Source organism: Candidatus Macondimonas diazotrophica (assembly GCF_004684205.1).
In the GTDB taxonomy this organism is placed as follows: Bacteria; Pseudomonadota; Gammaproteobacteria; order UBA5335; family UBA5335; genus Macondimonas; species Macondimonas diazotrophica.
This window is the reverse complement of record NZ_SRIO01000022.1, coordinates 12,283-29,360: the sequence shown is the minus strand read 5'-3', so window position 1 is coordinate 29,360 and position 17,078 is coordinate 12,283. Positions and strand designations below refer to the sequence as shown.

General features: G+C 39.5%; 18 protein-coding genes. All 18 read right to left on the bottom strand.

Annotated features, from left to right (window positions below):
• On the bottom strand, positions 1-548 hold a 548-nt coding region (locus E4680_RS14330), incomplete at its 3' end, for a hypothetical protein (RefSeq protein ID WP_205688930.1).
• Positions 548-1,006, bottom strand: a complete 459-nt coding sequence (locus tag E4680_RS12480) for a hypothetical protein (protein ID WP_135282751.1) — start codon at positions 1,004-1,006, stop codon at positions 548-550. The genes E4680_RS14330 and E4680_RS12480, both read right to left, overlap by 1 nt.
• A 58-nt stretch (positions 1,007-1,064) precedes the next feature.
• Positions 1,065-2,309, bottom strand: coding sequence for a N4-gp56 family major capsid protein (locus E4680_RS12475; RefSeq protein WP_135282750.1), 1,245 nt, complete (start codon positions 2,307-2,309; stop codon positions 1,065-1,067).
• 12 nt (positions 2,310-2,321) lie between these two features.
• Complete coding sequence (locus tag E4680_RS12470) at positions 2,322-3,347, bottom strand: hypothetical protein (protein WP_135282749.1); 1,026 nt, start codon at positions 3,345-3,347, stop codon at positions 2,322-2,324.
• Entirely contained in the window at positions 3,340-3,636 is a 297-nt protein-coding gene (locus E4680_RS12465; protein ID WP_135282748.1) for a hypothetical protein, read from the bottom strand. Before E4680_RS12465 ends, E4680_RS12470 begins: the two co-directional genes overlap by 8 nt.
• Before the next feature lie 68 nt (positions 3,637-3,704).
• Positions 3,705-5,651, bottom strand: coding sequence for a portal protein (locus tag E4680_RS12460; RefSeq protein ID WP_135282747.1), 1,947 nt, complete (start codon positions 5,649-5,651; stop codon positions 3,705-3,707).
• A 1-nt stretch (position 5,652) separates the two neighbouring features.
• Positions 5,653-5,991, bottom strand: a complete 339-nt coding sequence (locus E4680_RS12455) for a hypothetical protein (RefSeq protein ID WP_135282746.1) — start codon at positions 5,989-5,991, stop codon at positions 5,653-5,655.
• Positions 5,992-6,288: 297 nt separating this feature from the next.
• Entirely contained in the window at positions 6,289-6,843 is a 555-nt protein-coding gene (locus E4680_RS12450; protein WP_135282745.1) for a hypothetical protein, read from the bottom strand.
• Between the two features lie 44 nt (positions 6,844-6,887).
• Positions 6,888-8,333, bottom strand: coding sequence for a hypothetical protein (locus E4680_RS12445; RefSeq protein ID WP_135282744.1), 1,446 nt, complete (start codon positions 8,331-8,333; stop codon positions 6,888-6,890).
• Between the two features lie 19 nt (positions 8,334-8,352).
• Positions 8,353-8,658: a hypothetical protein gene (locus tag E4680_RS12440; protein WP_135282743.1), complete on the bottom strand. Its 306-nt coding sequence runs from the start codon at positions 8,656-8,658 to the stop codon at positions 8,353-8,355.
• A complete protein-coding gene (locus tag E4680_RS12435) occupies positions 8,636-11,269 on the bottom strand; it encodes a hypothetical protein (protein WP_135282742.1) in 2,634 nt (877 codons plus the stop codon). The genes E4680_RS12440 and E4680_RS12435 overlap by 23 nt, the downstream gene beginning before the upstream one ends.
• On the bottom strand, positions 11,266-11,685 hold the full coding sequence (locus E4680_RS12430; RefSeq protein WP_135282741.1) for a hypothetical protein: 420 nt from the start codon (positions 11,683-11,685) through the stop codon (positions 11,266-11,268). The genes E4680_RS12435 and E4680_RS12430 overlap by 4 nt, the downstream gene beginning before the upstream one ends.
• Complete coding sequence (locus tag E4680_RS12425; RefSeq protein ID WP_135282740.1) at positions 11,685-12,275, bottom strand: hypothetical protein; 591 nt, start codon at positions 12,273-12,275, stop codon at positions 11,685-11,687. The genes E4680_RS12430 and E4680_RS12425 overlap by 1 nt, the downstream gene beginning before the upstream one ends.
• The gene (locus E4680_RS14665) at positions 12,275-12,682 is read right to left on the bottom strand and encodes a DUF5675 family protein (RefSeq protein WP_422666681.1); all 408 of its coding nucleotides are present in this window, start codon (positions 12,680-12,682) and stop codon (positions 12,275-12,277) included. The genes E4680_RS12425 and E4680_RS14665 overlap by 1 nt, the downstream gene beginning before the upstream one ends.
• Positions 12,683-12,689: 7 nt before the next feature.
• Positions 12,690-13,313: a hypothetical protein gene (locus E4680_RS12420; RefSeq protein ID WP_135282739.1), complete on the bottom strand. Its 624-nt coding sequence runs from the start codon at positions 13,311-13,313 to the stop codon at positions 12,690-12,692.
• Positions 13,314-13,323: 10 nt separating this feature from the next.
• Positions 13,324-15,789 carry a hypothetical protein gene (locus E4680_RS12415; protein WP_135282738.1) on the bottom strand — a complete coding sequence of 822 codons (2,466 nt, stop codon included), beginning with the start codon at positions 15,787-15,789 and terminating at the stop codon, positions 13,324-13,326.
• Positions 15,782-16,477: a hypothetical protein gene (locus tag E4680_RS12410; protein ID WP_135282737.1), complete on the bottom strand. Its 696-nt coding sequence runs from the start codon at positions 16,475-16,477 to the stop codon at positions 15,782-15,784. Before E4680_RS12410 ends, E4680_RS12415 begins: the two co-directional genes overlap by 8 nt.
• Positions 16,470-16,886 (bottom strand): GIY-YIG nuclease family protein, encoded by a 417-nt coding sequence (locus tag E4680_RS12405; protein ID WP_135282736.1) that lies wholly within the window; start codon positions 16,884-16,886, stop codon positions 16,470-16,472. Before E4680_RS12405 ends, E4680_RS12410 begins: the two co-directional genes overlap by 8 nt.
• Positions 16,887-17,078 lie beyond the last annotated feature (192 nt).

The following is a 17,078-nucleotide window of genomic DNA, read 5'->3' as shown; positions in this document are numbered from 1 at the left end:
GAGAAAATTGTATTTCTTAGGCTGTCCTGTACGATATGGGACTTTGCCTTATCGGTAAGCTGTACTCTATGAATATTCTCTACATCCACCAAAACAACCACTGAGTCTACGCTTTGTGTGTCTAAGTAAGGTTTAGCTACAAGAGGGGGAGGGTTTCTAGAAAAGCCATCAGATGAGCTTACAAGAGCCATACTGAGACTTGTAGGTATTTCTATTGTAGAACTGAAAGAACCTCTTGATGTTCTTTTTGCAGTTGATCCGGCTAAGGTATCGGTTGCAGAAAATACAAACAGGCTGAATTCGGATATTCGTTCGTAACTATCGGATACCCCTACTACTAACTCGATAGACCACAGCCCTTCTATTTCAGGAGTAATAGTGTATAGGATAAGTCCGCTATCTTCAGAGGTAGGAGGGGTGTAGTCAGCTATTGGTCCCTGATAGCTGATAGTATTGCTGGGGGTTTTTACAACTAAATCAAAGCTGGGTGGAGACTCTGTTGGAAGAATCTCCCACCGCAATTCGACAGGAGTGCCTAATAAGAACACTAGTCAACATCTTCATAGCTGACAGAAAACTTACGTCTACGTACAGCTATGCTGTTACCTGTAGGTTTACCGTCAATAATTTCAGGTTTGACAGAAGTAAACATAATAGACTTGCAATGCTCAATAAGCACAGTCTCAAGTTCTACAGGGATATCCAAAGGAACCTCTTTACTGATAGAACCGTACATGTTGTGTACAGACAGCTTAACAGTACTTAATACTTCACTCTCTCTGGCTTCTCGATTAGTGATAGTTACGATACGTGTTTCCTTTAAAGAACGTATTCGTTTAGACCTTGCATCAGAAGGTACTTTGTTGGCAGTTTTTACTTCGTTAATTGTAGGAGTTTCTGCATGGTTAATTTTTTCCTGCAACTTATCGGTAGGGATATTCTTAGGGAATTCCAATCCCATCTCTTCCGCCTTTTTTAAAAGTTCGTCTCTCACTTCATTTGACATTTTAATTCCTTAAGATTAAGTGATGGGCCTAGGAACAGACCCATCTTTAGATTTAACGTTATGCAGATGCAGCAACCATAACTTTAAGTAAACGCTCTTCTCGTTGAATGAGACCAGCGTACCAGAAGTTATAGGAAAAGAACCCTTGGTTAGCGTAAGGATTGGTTCGATCCAGCTCACCAGGAGCCATTTTGTGAAACATGATTTTATTCTTGCCTTTAAGACCTACTGTAGCAAAAGAACCTTGAGTCGGGTACAGGACAGGAAATACGTCAAACCGAGTTTCACCAGCGTTATAAACTCCAGGAGAACCTAAAGAAGCTTCTAATGCAGCAGCAGCAGGAGCGTCCAAAGTAGTGTGAGACAAAGTACCTACATAACCGGCAGGTACTTGAGCACCAGCACCACGATAGACTACGGCTGTTTCTGATTCAATGAATCGAGTATCGTCCATCGCACCAACTTCACCCTTAGCTAAATCTTTAGCACCAGAGGCGTATTTTGAAGTAGGAATGTAGACAAACTCTTTCTCGTAAGAGTCACCACGAGTCAGTTTAGGCAAGTCAAATTTAACCTGAGCACCAACGATAGCGTAGTAAGCTTTATTGACTGTACGGGTATCTACCTTTACATCACCATCTACAATTTCCGTATTCTTAACAGCTCGGTTACGGTCAAGAATCATAGTAGCTCGTCGAGACAAGTCGTATGAATACCTTGAGAGGCCATCTTCTGAACCATCAGCAGCAGTTGTATCAATACCGACAGTGTGAGGGCTGGTAGCTGTTCCAGGATACAGAACAGTAGTAGTAGAAAGCATCTCTAACTGAACCAGATCTTCGTTACGAATGTTAGCTAAACGTCCTAATTCTTCGTGGTAGTGAACTTGTACTGCATCTTCAGAGAACATCTCCACTTCATCAGAATAGTCAAGCATTTCGCCATAACGAGCAAAAGAAGTTTCTACAGTGACCTTCTTAATTGATCGCTTATTAGCTGGACCAGAACCTTCAGGAAGAGTAGCGTCAGCAAGCCCGGACTCCACGTCCGCTACGTTTCGGCCTGTTAAGTAGCCATACTTATCAAAATCAGAAGAAATAACTTCACGATCATAGATGTGTAACCACTTAGAGGTTTTGTAAGTCATGCCTCGTTTAGTAGGCATGTATTTACGATCTGCAAACTGAGAGTACACCGACATCTCGTTAGCAGCTTTAATACCCGCTTTATCATAAAAATGGATTTGGGTATTTTGTCCATGTGTGGAGTTACCGCTGACTCCACCGTATACGTTATCAACCATTATCTTATACCTTTACTGGGATGCCTTGACCTTTTTGATCCAAGCATCGAAATCTTCTTCACTATCGCTATAGTAGTCGATAGAACCGTCACCACGATCTGATCTTGTTCCTGTGGAGGATGCAGATCGTCGTTTATCGGCTTCTCGTGACTTCTCTTCTGCTTGCTGGATAATGTCTTCGTTACGGCGAACAGAGGCTTTAGCAGAGTTACTCTGTTCTTGTTGTGAAATCTTTTCACCTGCCATAACGTAATATTCCAGGTCAGATTTGGAACTATCACCAAAAACCTTCATTTTCATAGCTAAAGGAGCTACCTTGTCAAATAAACCACTGCGAATGTCATTGTGAAGTCCTTCTATGTAAGAAGGGTTATTCGCAAAAAAATCACGGGATTGTTCATCCCATTGTTTAGTAATTACATTAGCAGTAATTTCATACTCAGGGTCTTTAGATATAGTAGAAACCACTTCTTTGACTTGCTGAGTTAATGGATCATCCCCGTATGGTGTAGGGGTATAATCCGTATCTGTTTCACCACTATCCAAATCAAATAGATCGATCTCGTTATTTTTAATAACTTGATTAATAGCGTCCTTGTTTCCTTTCAACACATCTAAGGCTAGAAAAATGTCATCTTCAGAAAGATTCTGTTGCTCAATAGCGGAAATCCATCGCATGTGTGGAGCTATCTTCTGGGACTTATTAGTAAAATTTACAGCTTTACCAAATACTTCCTCGAATTTGTCCAACATCTCCTGTTCAGTAAATTCGTACTCTTGACCGTCTGCTTTAAATTTACGAGTTTTAGGAGTACTGTCCTGGGAGTCTTCTTCTCCTTCTTCTTCAGGACTGCCTAATTCTGGTTCTGGTTCTTCCTCAGAAACTACTTCTTTATCTTCTTCAGTAGCTACTTCTTTATCTTCTTTATCCGTACTTTCTTCAGAATTCTTATTCTCTTGCTCTTCCTTTCTCAGCCTCGCAAGCCCTTCCATAGGGTCTTCATCACTGTCTAAAATTTCATCCCTTTCATTACTCATCTTCCGAGCCCTCTTTAGGAGATATGGCGTATTCGTAGCTGTCAGCTACATACTTCAAATAATTAGTTAAATGACTAACGGCAATCAACCTTTCAATAATTTGAGGACGTTCGCCTGATTCAATAACTTGAGGTATTGACAACATATCGATAGAACTTTTTGAATTATTTTCGATATACCCTTCTGTAATTAATAGTTTAAAATTAGGGTCTTCTTTCAACTCCTTAAGGGCTTCTCCGTATTTAATATACTGGCTTAATACTTCTTCATTCTCTTGTGTATCGTCCATCACGTTTCCTTATAAAGTTTGTGTATCCGAATATAGGGTATTCCTAACTGTACTTTATGTCAATAAACCTATAACCCTAAGCTATTAGCAAGACTAGGGCCCTGTTTTAAAATAGCACTATCTCTGTCATGGTCCTTTTCTAACATTCTTTCCTCAAACTGTATTCCAGAAGCCCTATCGGTAAACTCCAAGTCTTTAAGATCAGCATCAGACTTTAGAGATTGTGTTTTAGCAATGTTTAGTTGAGCAGCAGTTTCTTTTACACGCTTATCAACCTCATTTTCAGACGTTCTTGAGTTTCTTTCTCTTATTTCTGCTTCTAGTTTGAGTAATTCAAGTTCTTTAATTTTTTGCTGTACAGGATCGGGGGTAGGTTCATAATTCTTAATAGCTTCAGCAAGATCAGGCAGCCTGTTAAGTCTGAAGAATTCGGCAATAGCCATATTTCGTACACCTTCATCAACAAACTGGGCAGCCGTTTGAAATACGTAAGCAATTTGTGATGCCTTACTGGACATATCTTCAGCAGTAGATACTTCTATATGAACGTCTATCGCTCCTTCGACATCTAAATCTTTGTAAGGTACAAAAGGCTTATTAGTAATTCTGGTAACCTCTTCTGGGCTAAGGAATTCGCTGTTATAAGCCATCCACTTACGTATAAGCTTTTTAATAAGGTTTTCAGAGATGTTTCTTATAATGTCCAGTTGTCGTACAGAAGCAGCATCTAAGGCTCCCCTAGCGGATGTGGCTGTACTTCCAAGACCTGTACCTGTTATACCACCAGCAAACGACTTACTACCCGACAAGCTCTCTGAATCGTTGTTAATGAGATCAAGCATATGAAATACAGAACTAGGCAGTTGGTTATAAGAACCTTGATAAAAATTGCCTTTGTTTCCTCTAAACTCAAACCTCTGTCCATTAAGGAATCTTTTTCTATTTAGCCTATCCGGGAACGCATCAATCGGAATACCGACTTGCCCATTATTGGAGTTGGCCATATTGTCTATGACACCTCGCTTAATAGATGTAGATAATTTTTGATTGTCTCCAATAAGCTCTGCGGAACCTTCACCGTATATGCCAAAAGGTTCAACACCATTGCCTACAAGAATAAAGGGAATTTTTTTATCAGGAAGAGGATTCTCCCTTGCTTGTATGATTGTATCTTCTACCCATGAGAACACGACAGGCTCAGCTACTCCGTCATTGTCTACATCAAAGTTACCCCAGTACTCCCTTACTACTACCTTCTTCCTTGCCACATCCCTGAATACAAAACCCGTATCGTCATTGGGATCAAAAGAAGTATCCGAAATACCCTGCGACAACTTCTTGGCAACTTTTTCCAGATTTTTATATTTTTTAGCTTTTCTTAAAGTGCTTAAGTCAGTTTCGTATTCATGAATAACAAATTGAGCTTTATCTAAATCACCTAGACAAGTAGGATCAACATAGATATCTTCTAGCCTACAAACCTGAGCGCTGGGTTTATTAACAATAACAGTAATATCGTCTATTAATTTCTCACCTACTACTACAATTTCACCCGTAAAAGGATTTACTTCTGTTACAGGAATTTTTACTTTTTCTACTTTATCTTCGTATTCCCACGAAGTTTTAACAATAATTGTTCCATCCTGGTTGTACAGTTTTGCAACATCTGTAATAAACTTGTATCGATTAAATTGACGAGTAAACTGGTAATTAAGAACTACCTCATTTTGTTCAGCTAATGGCTTATCTTCAAAAGTTACAGGAGACATTGATACAATATCAGGACCAGATACAAAAGGATCTTTTATTGCAGCATGTTGCCATTCGTCTGCTCTACGAATATCCCTAGATACTATCTTAGATTTACCATCTTGCTCATTACCGTAAGGCTCTCCTTTATACTGCTTTCTCCATTCTTTTACCTTCCCTACAGCTTCATTATGTAAGGGGGTAGCAGCTTTCAAGTCTTCCTTAAGGAATTCCAGTATTTCTGATTCTTTTAATTTCTTATCCATTCTAGTTGCCTAAATTAGGTTCTACTTCAAAGCTGTTAATTCTTGAAGGCCCACTCCATCCGTTACTTAACGTAAAACTTACTTGCATCATATAAGTACCGTGCATAGTTAGATCACCCTCCACAGTGGCTATGTAAACTAGCCCGTCAGTACCGTCATTGCTGAGTAACGCTGTACGCGCAATAATGGTGTTATCTGGTCTCTGTACCTTCATGACTAGATCAGTAGCAGAAGACATATCTACTACTTCTTCTTGATTGCTTTCAGCAGACCATTCTACAACCTGTGCCTCTATTACAGCTCCTACAACACCGACTTGCAAGACTTCTTCGTTTATCATGAATTAACCTTTAATGTTTTAAATATCCTGTCAGCAGTACGGACTATCGATACATTATAAAAACCACAACGGACTACTGTAGTCGAAGAAGTAGTTACTACACTTCTGACACCTGTTTTACGGCTAATGGTTAGAGGTACTGTAATTTTCATACTCTCACCCTAGTAGTTAAAAGAGTGGTTACAGACACTTTCAGTCTGACTATAATAGCACCTGCTTTAGCGACTACAACGTCAAACCAATGAGCATCTTCATCGTAAGCGTCTGTACTAAAGCTGTCTCTGTCGTAGCTTGCCACTAAGGAGAACCTCTCCATCTGTTAGTCTTGATCCCTTCACCATACAGAGTAGCGTTGTTCTTAGACCTGACATTCACATCTAGCTCATTATTTTTAGTAAAAACCATCTGGTCTGTCTTAGCTTTTATTGGGTCTAAGCGAGACGCTACTTCCTGTCCTATATCAGTAATATCATCAGGAGTAACAGAAGAGCCTACTGATACCGTAATAACTTCTACTTGTTTAGGTGTGTATATGAAACTTACTGCGGATGAAGGACTCAGATAAGAAAGGTCAAAACATTTTTCACCTTCTTTACCGTCATCTGTAATAATCTTATGTCCTGTAATCTCTAGTGTTTGGGTAGTGTCGTAAGGAACAATTCGAGTACCGTCAAGCAATATTGCGTATCTTTCAGTGTACTTGCCAGGCCCAATATTGACATACCCTTCCATACTGATGAAGTTACTACAGGCCTTTAAGTCAGTACTGAGTCTTCTAAGTGTTCTGACTTCTCTGTAGATATCAATAGGCTCTATGACAGAATCTACCGTATCTGGATGCAGATAAATCAACCTATTAAATCCGTCTATGTGAGATATTACAGGCATATGCTCAATTACATATTAGCTTCAGCAGGAGGGATGCAAGAAGCATTAACGGTAGTATCAGCAAGAGTCATGATAGTCTCTGACTGTGCTACACCACCATCTCCATCACAGATAAAAATAACATCTACAGAACCGTCAGTTGTGAAGTCATGCTGGAAACTAACAAATGTGTTAGAGCCTGAAATGAAAGGAGAGCTTGAATCTGCATCACCAGACACAACGTTACCAGAAGCATCTTCGTATTCTACATAGCCAGCAGTGTTATAGCCGACTACATGAAAAGCATGGAACCAAGCTAATGGGTCGTCAATAGCACCTTGACCTATCTCGACAGTGACAGGAGTGTAGATTGGATAGACACAAGTTGTTTGGCTATCGTCTACGTATTCCAACCGAAGCAAGTCAGTTCCGCTAAGTCCTTCGATAAATACACCCAATGTATTGCCTTCACCAGATACAGGAGTGATCTTGCCTGTTGGAGAGTACTTGTACCATGTGTTGTACTGCTTACCGTTAAGAAGCGCTTCACCCGTAGTTACAACGGCATCTGCTTGAGCTACGGCATCAAGGAAAGCAATTACCTGATTTAAACTACCACCAGCAGGGTTTCTGACTACCCAAGTAAAACTTCCATCTGGTCCTGCAAATCCGGTCTGCACTGAAGGAGTAGCTAGTTTCTCCAAAGACATCTGGTCCCAAGGGGATATGGGTGACGTATATACATCCGCTAATGGGTAAGTAGCTTCACTGGTTGTTAGATGAGAGTCTTCGTTAAGTGCTGCACCTGTAGAGAAACCACCAAGCTTGGAAATACCTAACGTACCGCTGGTATCTATCCTGTCGTAGTTATTGCCGTAGGTTCTTACAGACAGGTAGTGGCTGGAAAACCTGTTGTCAAAATCTCCATTACTGGCATCACCGTATACCTGAATAGCCTGATCCACATTACCGGCTTTTGAATAGTCTACAGCAGTACCGAATTGAGAGGTTTGATAATACACATTAGAGGCTGAATCAATTTGTCCTAGCCCTTTGACATTGAAGTATATCCTGTTAATGGTATCGCCAGTTTTCTCATCCCACCCAGAACCCCTATGCATATTTCTTGTAGCATCGTTTAAAGGGGCACGTCCATTCACGAAACTAAAAGCACCACCATCACGGAACTTGGCATGAGTGAATCGTGCAAAAGGTCTTCTGGTAGGGTTAAGTCTGCGGATTCGTGTTTCAAACGCATACAAAGCTTCTAACTTAAGACCATCATCCCTACTCAAAGGATTAGGGTCTGTAGCCCCACCTCCATGAGATGTTAAGTCTAATGTAGGATAGTCTGTAGAGTCTCCGTAATCTACTGTTCCGGTTGTGTAATCAAAATACACGTTACCGTCAGTGAATGAATTAGAACTCGCTAAAAATAGTGAGGTCGTGTAGTTGGAAAGGTCTATGGTTGCCAAGAGGTATACTCCTTAAAAATTAGTCGCTAAGTACATTTTCCAGCATATCTGCCAGTCTGTGATTTTCCTCTGTTAATAGCCGTATTTTGTTATTTATCTCAGTAAGACTGTCAGCACGTTCCTTACTATTTTTGTCTTCTAACTCGTCCTTGTACATATTAAAAACACGAATAACAGCATCTTTAACTAAAACAACTTCAGCAGGACTAAAGTGCTTAGGCAGTGTATACAATACTTCACCTCCTAATGAAATAGTCCAAGAACTTGGAACACCATCTACTATTTTTCTATCTGCTTTTATATCAGTTAATGGAAGCATTTTCATCAATCTCCGGTATTATTGTCAAAGTTTGGTCAACTGCCTTAAGTGTAAAGGGTATTTCCTGATCTACATAACCTTCTTTAAATGTTTTAACCACTACTTCATTATCTGTTTCTTTATGTATAAAGTTAAAAGACGTAGATGAATTTTCACTACTTCCTAATAAAGTATCGTGATTATGGAGATTTTCTATTTCATTGTCATAGATTTCTACAATAGAACCTTCTATTAAGCCATCTATTGTAAATGTGGACTGTACTTGGTCAATAGGATACAGATTAGATGCTTGGTCAATCAAAGACGTATTAGTATGGATAACAAGACCGTCTATACTCTCTACTGAATCAAGAGCTGTTAATCTTACTTTAAGTCTAATACCTCCTACCATTCCGGTAATACTGGTAAGATTGCTAGGTGTTCTTAGGTCCAACCAAGTACCATTAAACCCTGTACCCGTTGTGTACTGAAATTCGATAGTAACGTTTGAACTTCCCCATTCATCCGTTCCGTCCGATGCCGCACCAGAACCTTTGGAAGTCGTATAAACTCCTGTAAAAGAGTTATGCCCTTTAGCGGAATAAAGCATATCAAACTCAATCACATCCCCAGCTCCCAAATCTACTGTACCGTCTTTAAAAAACTTAGGGTCTCCTGAAACAACCGTATAGGCATAAGTGGTAGTTTCTGTCTTAGGTGTAAACATCAAGAATATAGCTCCTGACGTATCACTCCTGAAGCAGTCGTGGAAGTGTGATCCATAAGAGGCGGGTAAGTCTGAATCAATACCTCCTGACGATGATGAAAAACTTCCACTACCGCCATGAAGACCTTTTATTTTTATATTGTCTCCAACTTGAGGGTGTAAGACATTTCCATAATTACCTGAGCAGTTAGTAATAGAGAAATTCCTGGAAGTAGTAGGAGCTTGAAAGAAACCTTCGCTAGATACGTTCTGTATCCAACATCTTGCAATATCTACATCACTAACTAGACCTTCAGCAATTAAGAAGAATTCTGCATCTGTACCGAAATCAATCTTTTCATCTATCATTCCTACAGCACGTATTTTAATGCCGGACGAGTCTACAACTCTGCATAAGGTATTACCTCCCATACCATTACCGAGTATTTGGATACCTTTAAACTTTACTTGATTAGAATTAAGGGAAATCCTAACCATATCCCTTTCTTCCTGTGCAAAAGTCTCATCCACTGTTGCAGACATTATTAGGTTGGTAGAGTCCAAATCCTCACAACCTCTTATGTACAACAACTCATCCCTTTGGTCGTGGTCAGTTGCTACAACAATATTATTTTCTAATACTACTTGCTTTGATGATTCAAAATTTAGAGGGTAAGTCTCGTTTCCATCATTGACTGTTAATCCTCCCATACAGTAAACACTATTTTTAATATCTACACCTAATGATGTAGTACAGCCTATGTGGAAAGAAGCAACTTGTCCTGCGACAACCAGACATTCATTAATAGTTGCACCAAACACAAGATCGACTGCTCTAAAAGCAAATCGTGTACTAACCCAGTCACCACCACTAAGTAGGTTGTTACAAGCCACACAATTGTTGTATATAGCCTTAGAACCACATGCCTGTGATCCCATCTCCATATTACTACCGACATACTCAGCTTCAAATTTGGAAGCAGACGAACAACCTAACCAAGAAGAACCTACATTCATAACACTAAACAGGACTTCTCCTGCGCTAGAAGTGTTTAAGTTGTAAGGGTTGCCTTCAGAAGAACTTCCATCAAAATAGGTATTCCCTGAATTAAAACTAGAAGAATCAGCAGTGCTGAAGTGAACATTCGGTATTCGGATATCACAACCACTAGGCGGTATCCATCCACCTAAAGTTAACGTATTAGATTGGTAAAGGTGATCAAAAACAAAACCCCCCATACCTGTAGGCATTTCATTAAGTCTAGACACTCCACCTGTAGAGCAGTTGCCAAACTCCATATAGACACCTGCTTCTTTAACATCCTGGACGGCTGTAGCTGTCCACACCTCTTGAAAGTCTGGTCCTTCGTTATCGACGACCTTTCTAACAGATATCGTGTCATTATCAGCAAAAGAGCCTATAAGGTATTTCACTACGAGGTAGGTAGGGTGTACTTCCTTAATAGGTCCAGCAGGGTCTTTAGAGCCGTCTAAGTAGACAAAATCCCCTACAGAGGGGCTAGTACCGGTAGGGTTAGTAAAATCGATTCTACGGCCTGTCTCTATCCATATAGCAGGTATGACATCCTCGAACTCACCTCCCCAATATGAGGACAAGGAGATTGACTGGTTATCCGTACCGTCTGTTGTTCCTAAAGAATACCAATCTCCTGTCACTCTAAGAGTACCTTGTCCTCCTACAGTAAAACTTTCTCCATAAGCTCCTGTAAAATTAATGACATTACCTGAAGATATGGAAAGTCCATCAATATGTAACTCCCCATCGATAATTATTTCACCAGGAAGTACAGAAGGTGTTTCTGTACAAGTAAGCGTAACTCCTTTATCTATTGTTATAGAGTCTCCGTTAGTAAGACCTGCGGCTATAACAGATTCCAAGTCAGTATTTGAACTGACTGTTTGGTTACTCATTTATTAGCCCTTTGGTCAATCCGGTCTAGCCTACTAGAAATTGTAATAGTCAGTTCATCCATACGACCGTTCTTGTACGCCTGTTCAATTAAAGTGTCTTGTAGTTTGCTAAGGATATCGTCTTGTACTTTTTGTTGTTGTGAGTACTGGGTAACTAGAAAATTAGCTATTGTTACAAATATGGCGAAGCCAGCAAGCAAGGTAGGCCAAGAAGTTCTTTGACTTTGATAAACCTTATCATAAACCTTACTGACTTCATCGGAAACAGTATTGTGTATATCTCTAAACCCGTCATGCACAGAATCCGACAAATCATTAACAGATGACGCTATTTGTCCAACAGATCTTGAAAGGTTGGCAATGTCCATCTCGTTCTTAACCAACCGCGTATTAAAGTCTAAGTTATCTTCTACCATTACTTAAACATTCCGTTTATAGCTTTTACCGAGTTTTCACCTCTAGACATAAACCACCAAGACACCGCCATGATAGCTAGGTAAATCATAGAGCTGATCAAATAAACATAAATCTTAACAAGCAGCTCTGTATCATCACTTACAATACCGCCTACCTGATGCTGCAATACTGCAAAAACACCTACAACAAAAAGGAAAAGTGCCCAAGTCAAAGTAGGTCTGGTCAACTTACGGAAGTTATCAATCCATGAATCGCCTAAGTTGGAGTTAGCAGCTACAACACCCTCCTTGAAAGTCTCAGCAGCTAATCTTTCCATATCTGCTTCATGCTCAATCTCTGCCAATTCTTGAGCTATCTCACCTTCTTGCTGAGCCATATCAAGCTTATGCTTAGCAGCCGTTATGGAGGCTTTAAGTTCAAATTCAGCAGCTTTAGCTTCAACCTCAGACATAGCTAATTCATGCTTGTTAGAAATGATCATCTGCAACCTGTTCTCACGTTTAGTCAGATAACCACCTATAAGACCGCTTATGCCTGATAAGAAAGTACCTACCGTCGAGTCTGCTAGAACATCTATAAGAAAAGACATCACACCACCTTCAATATAAAGTTAGAGTTGTTCAAAAGTTTTCCTAGTTTGGTTAGAGCCATCCTGCTTCTTAGTACAGCAAATAGTCCTCCTAACCGCCCTTTTTTAAGTCCCAATATTACACACCCTCTAGAATGCCTAGCTAAATTACCGTTATGTATCAGCACTCCTGATCTATTATTGACATTCCTGATGTGGTAAACCTTTCTGTACTTTCCTGACGCACTTCTAGGCAGATACGTGCATAGGTACTGCCCTGTCGGTATACACGAGACATTACGCCTATTGTTCCTCCAAGGAGGTTCTATAGTGTGAAACATGCAGCCCCCAACTATAAGAACCCCTAAAGTACAACTATTCGTATACTTAGTTCGTACCAAAAACCCTTTTTGTGTAGGTTTATTCATGAACTTTCTAAACAAATCCACGCATAGTAAATTTATCGCTACTTAGAGAATTAGCGTTATAAAGACCATTACTTTTAATATTATGACAACTTCTATCAAACCTTTGATAATGGGAGTTGTTTTCTTTATTCAATTCTCCACTAATAGCGCCATGACCTCTATAACCTACGTAGTGGAATAGAGCTTCAATAAATTGGGGAGGGAGGGGTATTTGTTGTTTTTCATGTACAAGAAAGGAAGGGGCTGCTCTGTAAGTAACCAGTAAACTCTTTCCTTCTTCCGGGGAATCAACTTTTATTCGGTTGTACTGGGATACTTGAATTCCTTCTTTACTGTCCATTAGGTGTGTTAATTGTTCCTCTCCGTCCGCCTCTTCTATTATGTCCTCTATGTCTAAAATATCGTGACCATCTAGATCAATAGCCACATCAATATCTTCTCCATCTAAAACGTATTCTTTTTTACCACTTCTAAGAGTAACTAGCGCTTCACCTCCTAATAGTCGAAAACGTTTATGAATTTCTAGGATACCTAAGTTAATAAAACCTAACACAGCGTTTTTATCGTCTTTTACATGCAACTGGTTAAGCTCTGCATTTTTTAGTAATTCAATAGCTTCACTGACATTCATTTACGTATCCTTAGAATATTGTACTACCGACTGAATTAAGCTCTTCATCGTAGTCTTCATCAAACCATGCAAAAGATTCACCGCCATAGTCTTTAACTTTAGGCAAAGATTCCTGACTTGGTTTATAAGGCGACATTTCCATAAGCATAGAAACACCGTCCAATACATCGTCATTCTTAGCTGCACACTTTTCCTCGGTAGTGTATCTAAATTCTTCTAAAAGCTCTACTACCAGCTCGTGATTCTTAAGTTCTGTTGGAAGCCATAACTTCTTTGCCTTAATTACAGGTAGAAATAACTTAAAATACTCAATCTTTTTACCGGACCGTCTAATACCTTCAGAATTAGGACCAGCAAGATTAAAGTAGGTATTTTTTTCAATCTGTTTTTCTCGTATCCACTCAATAAACCCTTTTTGCTGTCCATTAATCTCAATGCCTACGGAAAGGGGCTTATAGACACTACAGAACTTAAACAACTGTTCAATGTTCTTATCCATTAACTGTCTTTTACATATACCGTCTACAAGCATCCAATCTCCGTTATTAGTGTAAGCCCAAACCATAATGACACTATAGTCTGCTTTTGGTCTATTGCTCGTAGCAAAGTCTGTAGTTATATAAAAGTTGTAGCGGGATTTATTAATAAATACTTTATCCCTGCTATACCAAACTAAATCATCGTCCTTGACCAGACGATCCTCTTCAGAAGCAACCCGCAACATTAACTCCCTATTGAACATATCAATTTTTCCAGATTCCAGCAAAGAGGTGTACTCTCTTTTAACAAAATTAAAGTCAAACCTGTCAGGCCAAGCACCCCTAAAATCTTTCTTTTCTACTGGAAACTGTTCGCATACGGGGTAAACCCTAGTATTCCACGATTTTGATTCTGCTGCCGAATGTATAGGATCGGATTTGTTAAAAGGAGTTCCTGTCCAAGATAATAGACGCTTACCTGGCCCCATAGCCTGCCTAGCAGCCCCATACACTAAGTCCTCTATATCACTAAGTACGCCAGGGGAATTAACATTATTTTCTGATAGCAGATCATCTAAGTGACAAGTAGAAGGTCTCTTTTTCCTGTACTTAAAACCCCTAATCCTGGAACCTACAGCAAATCCCCCATAACCCAGCCTTTTACCGTCTATATTTTCAAACTCCCACAAATCTTCCGTAAACTTGGTTTTAGGAACATACTTCTGAAGAAACTGAGAAGTTTCCCATCTCTCTTCTAAGTTCTTCCTCATATTCTTAACGCCATTTTCCATCGTATCGGAAATGTACATTCCTGCATGTACTTCACCAAATCCTTTAAGCCCTCCGTAAGTAGCCAAATAGAGAATGAAGTATTCATGCAGTACAGAAGTGTTATGGGTTACTAAGTAATCCTTAGCTAAAAAAGACTCACTAGGGCAACTAACAGTAATACACTTAGAAGGTACTACAGGCACTTCTTCAATACCTATAACCTCCAGTTTTCCTGAACAGGGAACCCATTCCTTTACTTTATCGGGGAAACTGTAAGGGCACTCTTCCATGTGTACTACATCGTCCTTGACATACCCTCCAAGACTATTAACAAGCGTCACTACCTGTGCTTTCAGAGCTTCTTCTAACTCATCGAGGTTGGAAGTATCCATAATCCCCTGTAACAGCTCCATACGCTGCTCTTTAGATGCATAGAGGTAGTCTTCATGGAATGTTCGATCTTCTATGTTTACAACCTCTCTCAGAGCCTTATGTACGCCTTTTATATGAGTTAGGTAGGAAGGCATGATATGTTTATCTTGCATGTGAGCAGGGTAAGGGATTTTATCAATAATGTGTAAACCTAACTCCTTACTGACATTAAGCACGGGTGAGAACGTATGCTTTGGAATAACAGCATTACTTAATATGCATCCTAACGTATAAGGATCGACAGGAAGCTTCTTGTGGTCGTAAAGAACACCTTTAGATAAAGGGATATAAAACCTTTCACTAATATTAAGTAATTCCTTAGTAGGTACTACTTTTTCAGCACCTTGTTCGTCTACAACGATATTAAGATGATCTTCACATACATCTAAAAACCTTCCATCTTCCAACGAAATTCTATAGACAGGTTTAATAAATATCGGACTAACGCTAGTGACCTCCGTCGCACCTCCGTTACGACTAAATATGTAATCCCCTACTGCTATTTCCTTCATCGTCTTATACCCATAAGGCGTAGGGATAGGTGTCGTTAAAGGAAGTGCTTTAGATGCTCCCCTGAAAGCTACAAAAAGGTTTTGGATATGTTTAGAAGTACCTGAGAACTGGTCCATCATATCGTAATGTATTAAAGCAGGCTTATTCTCTTCGCCTTCTACACCGTTAACCAACTTAATAAAAGCAATAAACTCAAGAGCAAAAGGGGAAGGGACATAACCTTTACCCAGATAGGAGTAATCAACCTTATTCAGTAACGCCTCAAGACCTCTTTCACTCATCGGCTTCTTCCGGCGTTACATCAATAATGATACTTTCAGAAATGTCATTAAGAGGAATACCTGCCTTAACGGAATTCATTTCACTTATTGCCAACTTCTCTGCTGCTTTACGCAAATCATCAATAACGGATGTTGTTTCCTCATCAAACCCTATTTCAAGCTTGGTCTCATCTGGCTTAAGCTCTCTAATAAGGACTTCCGATGCTTTTTGCCTTACATGATCTGACTTGGAATTCCTCATTAACTTAGCTTGTGTCTCAATAGCCTCTAAAAGCACATGCCTAAATAATAACTTAACAGGTTGTGAAGAAAATTCCCGTATCTTGTTAACTATGGCCGAAGTATTGTACCTACTGGCCTCATTCCTGATAACAACTTCATAAGTTTCGGGATTAACCTCTCTCCGCCTCTCAGCCCTATCAGGAAAAACCTTCATATAACTTTGCGTTAAATTATAGCCAGACTCCAAAAGCGTATAGAACTTAACAGCATTTATGTAATGCTCCTGCTTAAACCGGGAACTGCTGCTAATAGCCTCCATATTTTCAATATAAATATGTACAAACTCTTCACCGTACTCAGGGTCCTTAGCAATCTTATTCAAAGTATCGACGTGCTCTTGCTTTAAATACTTAGCCTGTACACTATTCAAGTGCTTCTTAACAATCGGCAGCGTTAACTCATTCATAACTCAACAACCCATTAACAATATCGTATCCACTCTTATCAAGATCAGGACAATACGGATCAACCGAATCCTTAAACCTTCTCAAAAATACTAGCAATCTAACCTCATCAACTCCCCTAAACATCTCAGTGCTTCCTTGTACCTTATGTTCACAAGAATACCTATTCCTATCTAAAATCCTGTGGATATACTTCTCCACTTCTTTCGGATTATAGCAAGCCATATCCAACCGCAATTCCGCATAAGGAACATAGCGGTACTTAACAAACCAAGACCTTAACAACTCCATCATACGGTCAGTAGCTCTGTCAGAAAAGCACATTCCTATCTTGTGGATAATTTCTCCGTCAGGTAACTCCATTCGGATTACGTAAATCCTTCCCATATCTTTTCTAGTAAAGAAACTCAAGTAATACCTCCGGTTATGTTTCCGATAATTTAACACACATTAGTGCATATCGTTAAATCAGGGGCTATGTACATTATTTAAAAATTTACTTCTGCATATTATTTTAAAAATTTTCTACGCATATTATTTTAAAAATTTTCTTTCAAAATCATACATATTATTTTAAAAATTTTCTGAGGCAGTAGATAGGAC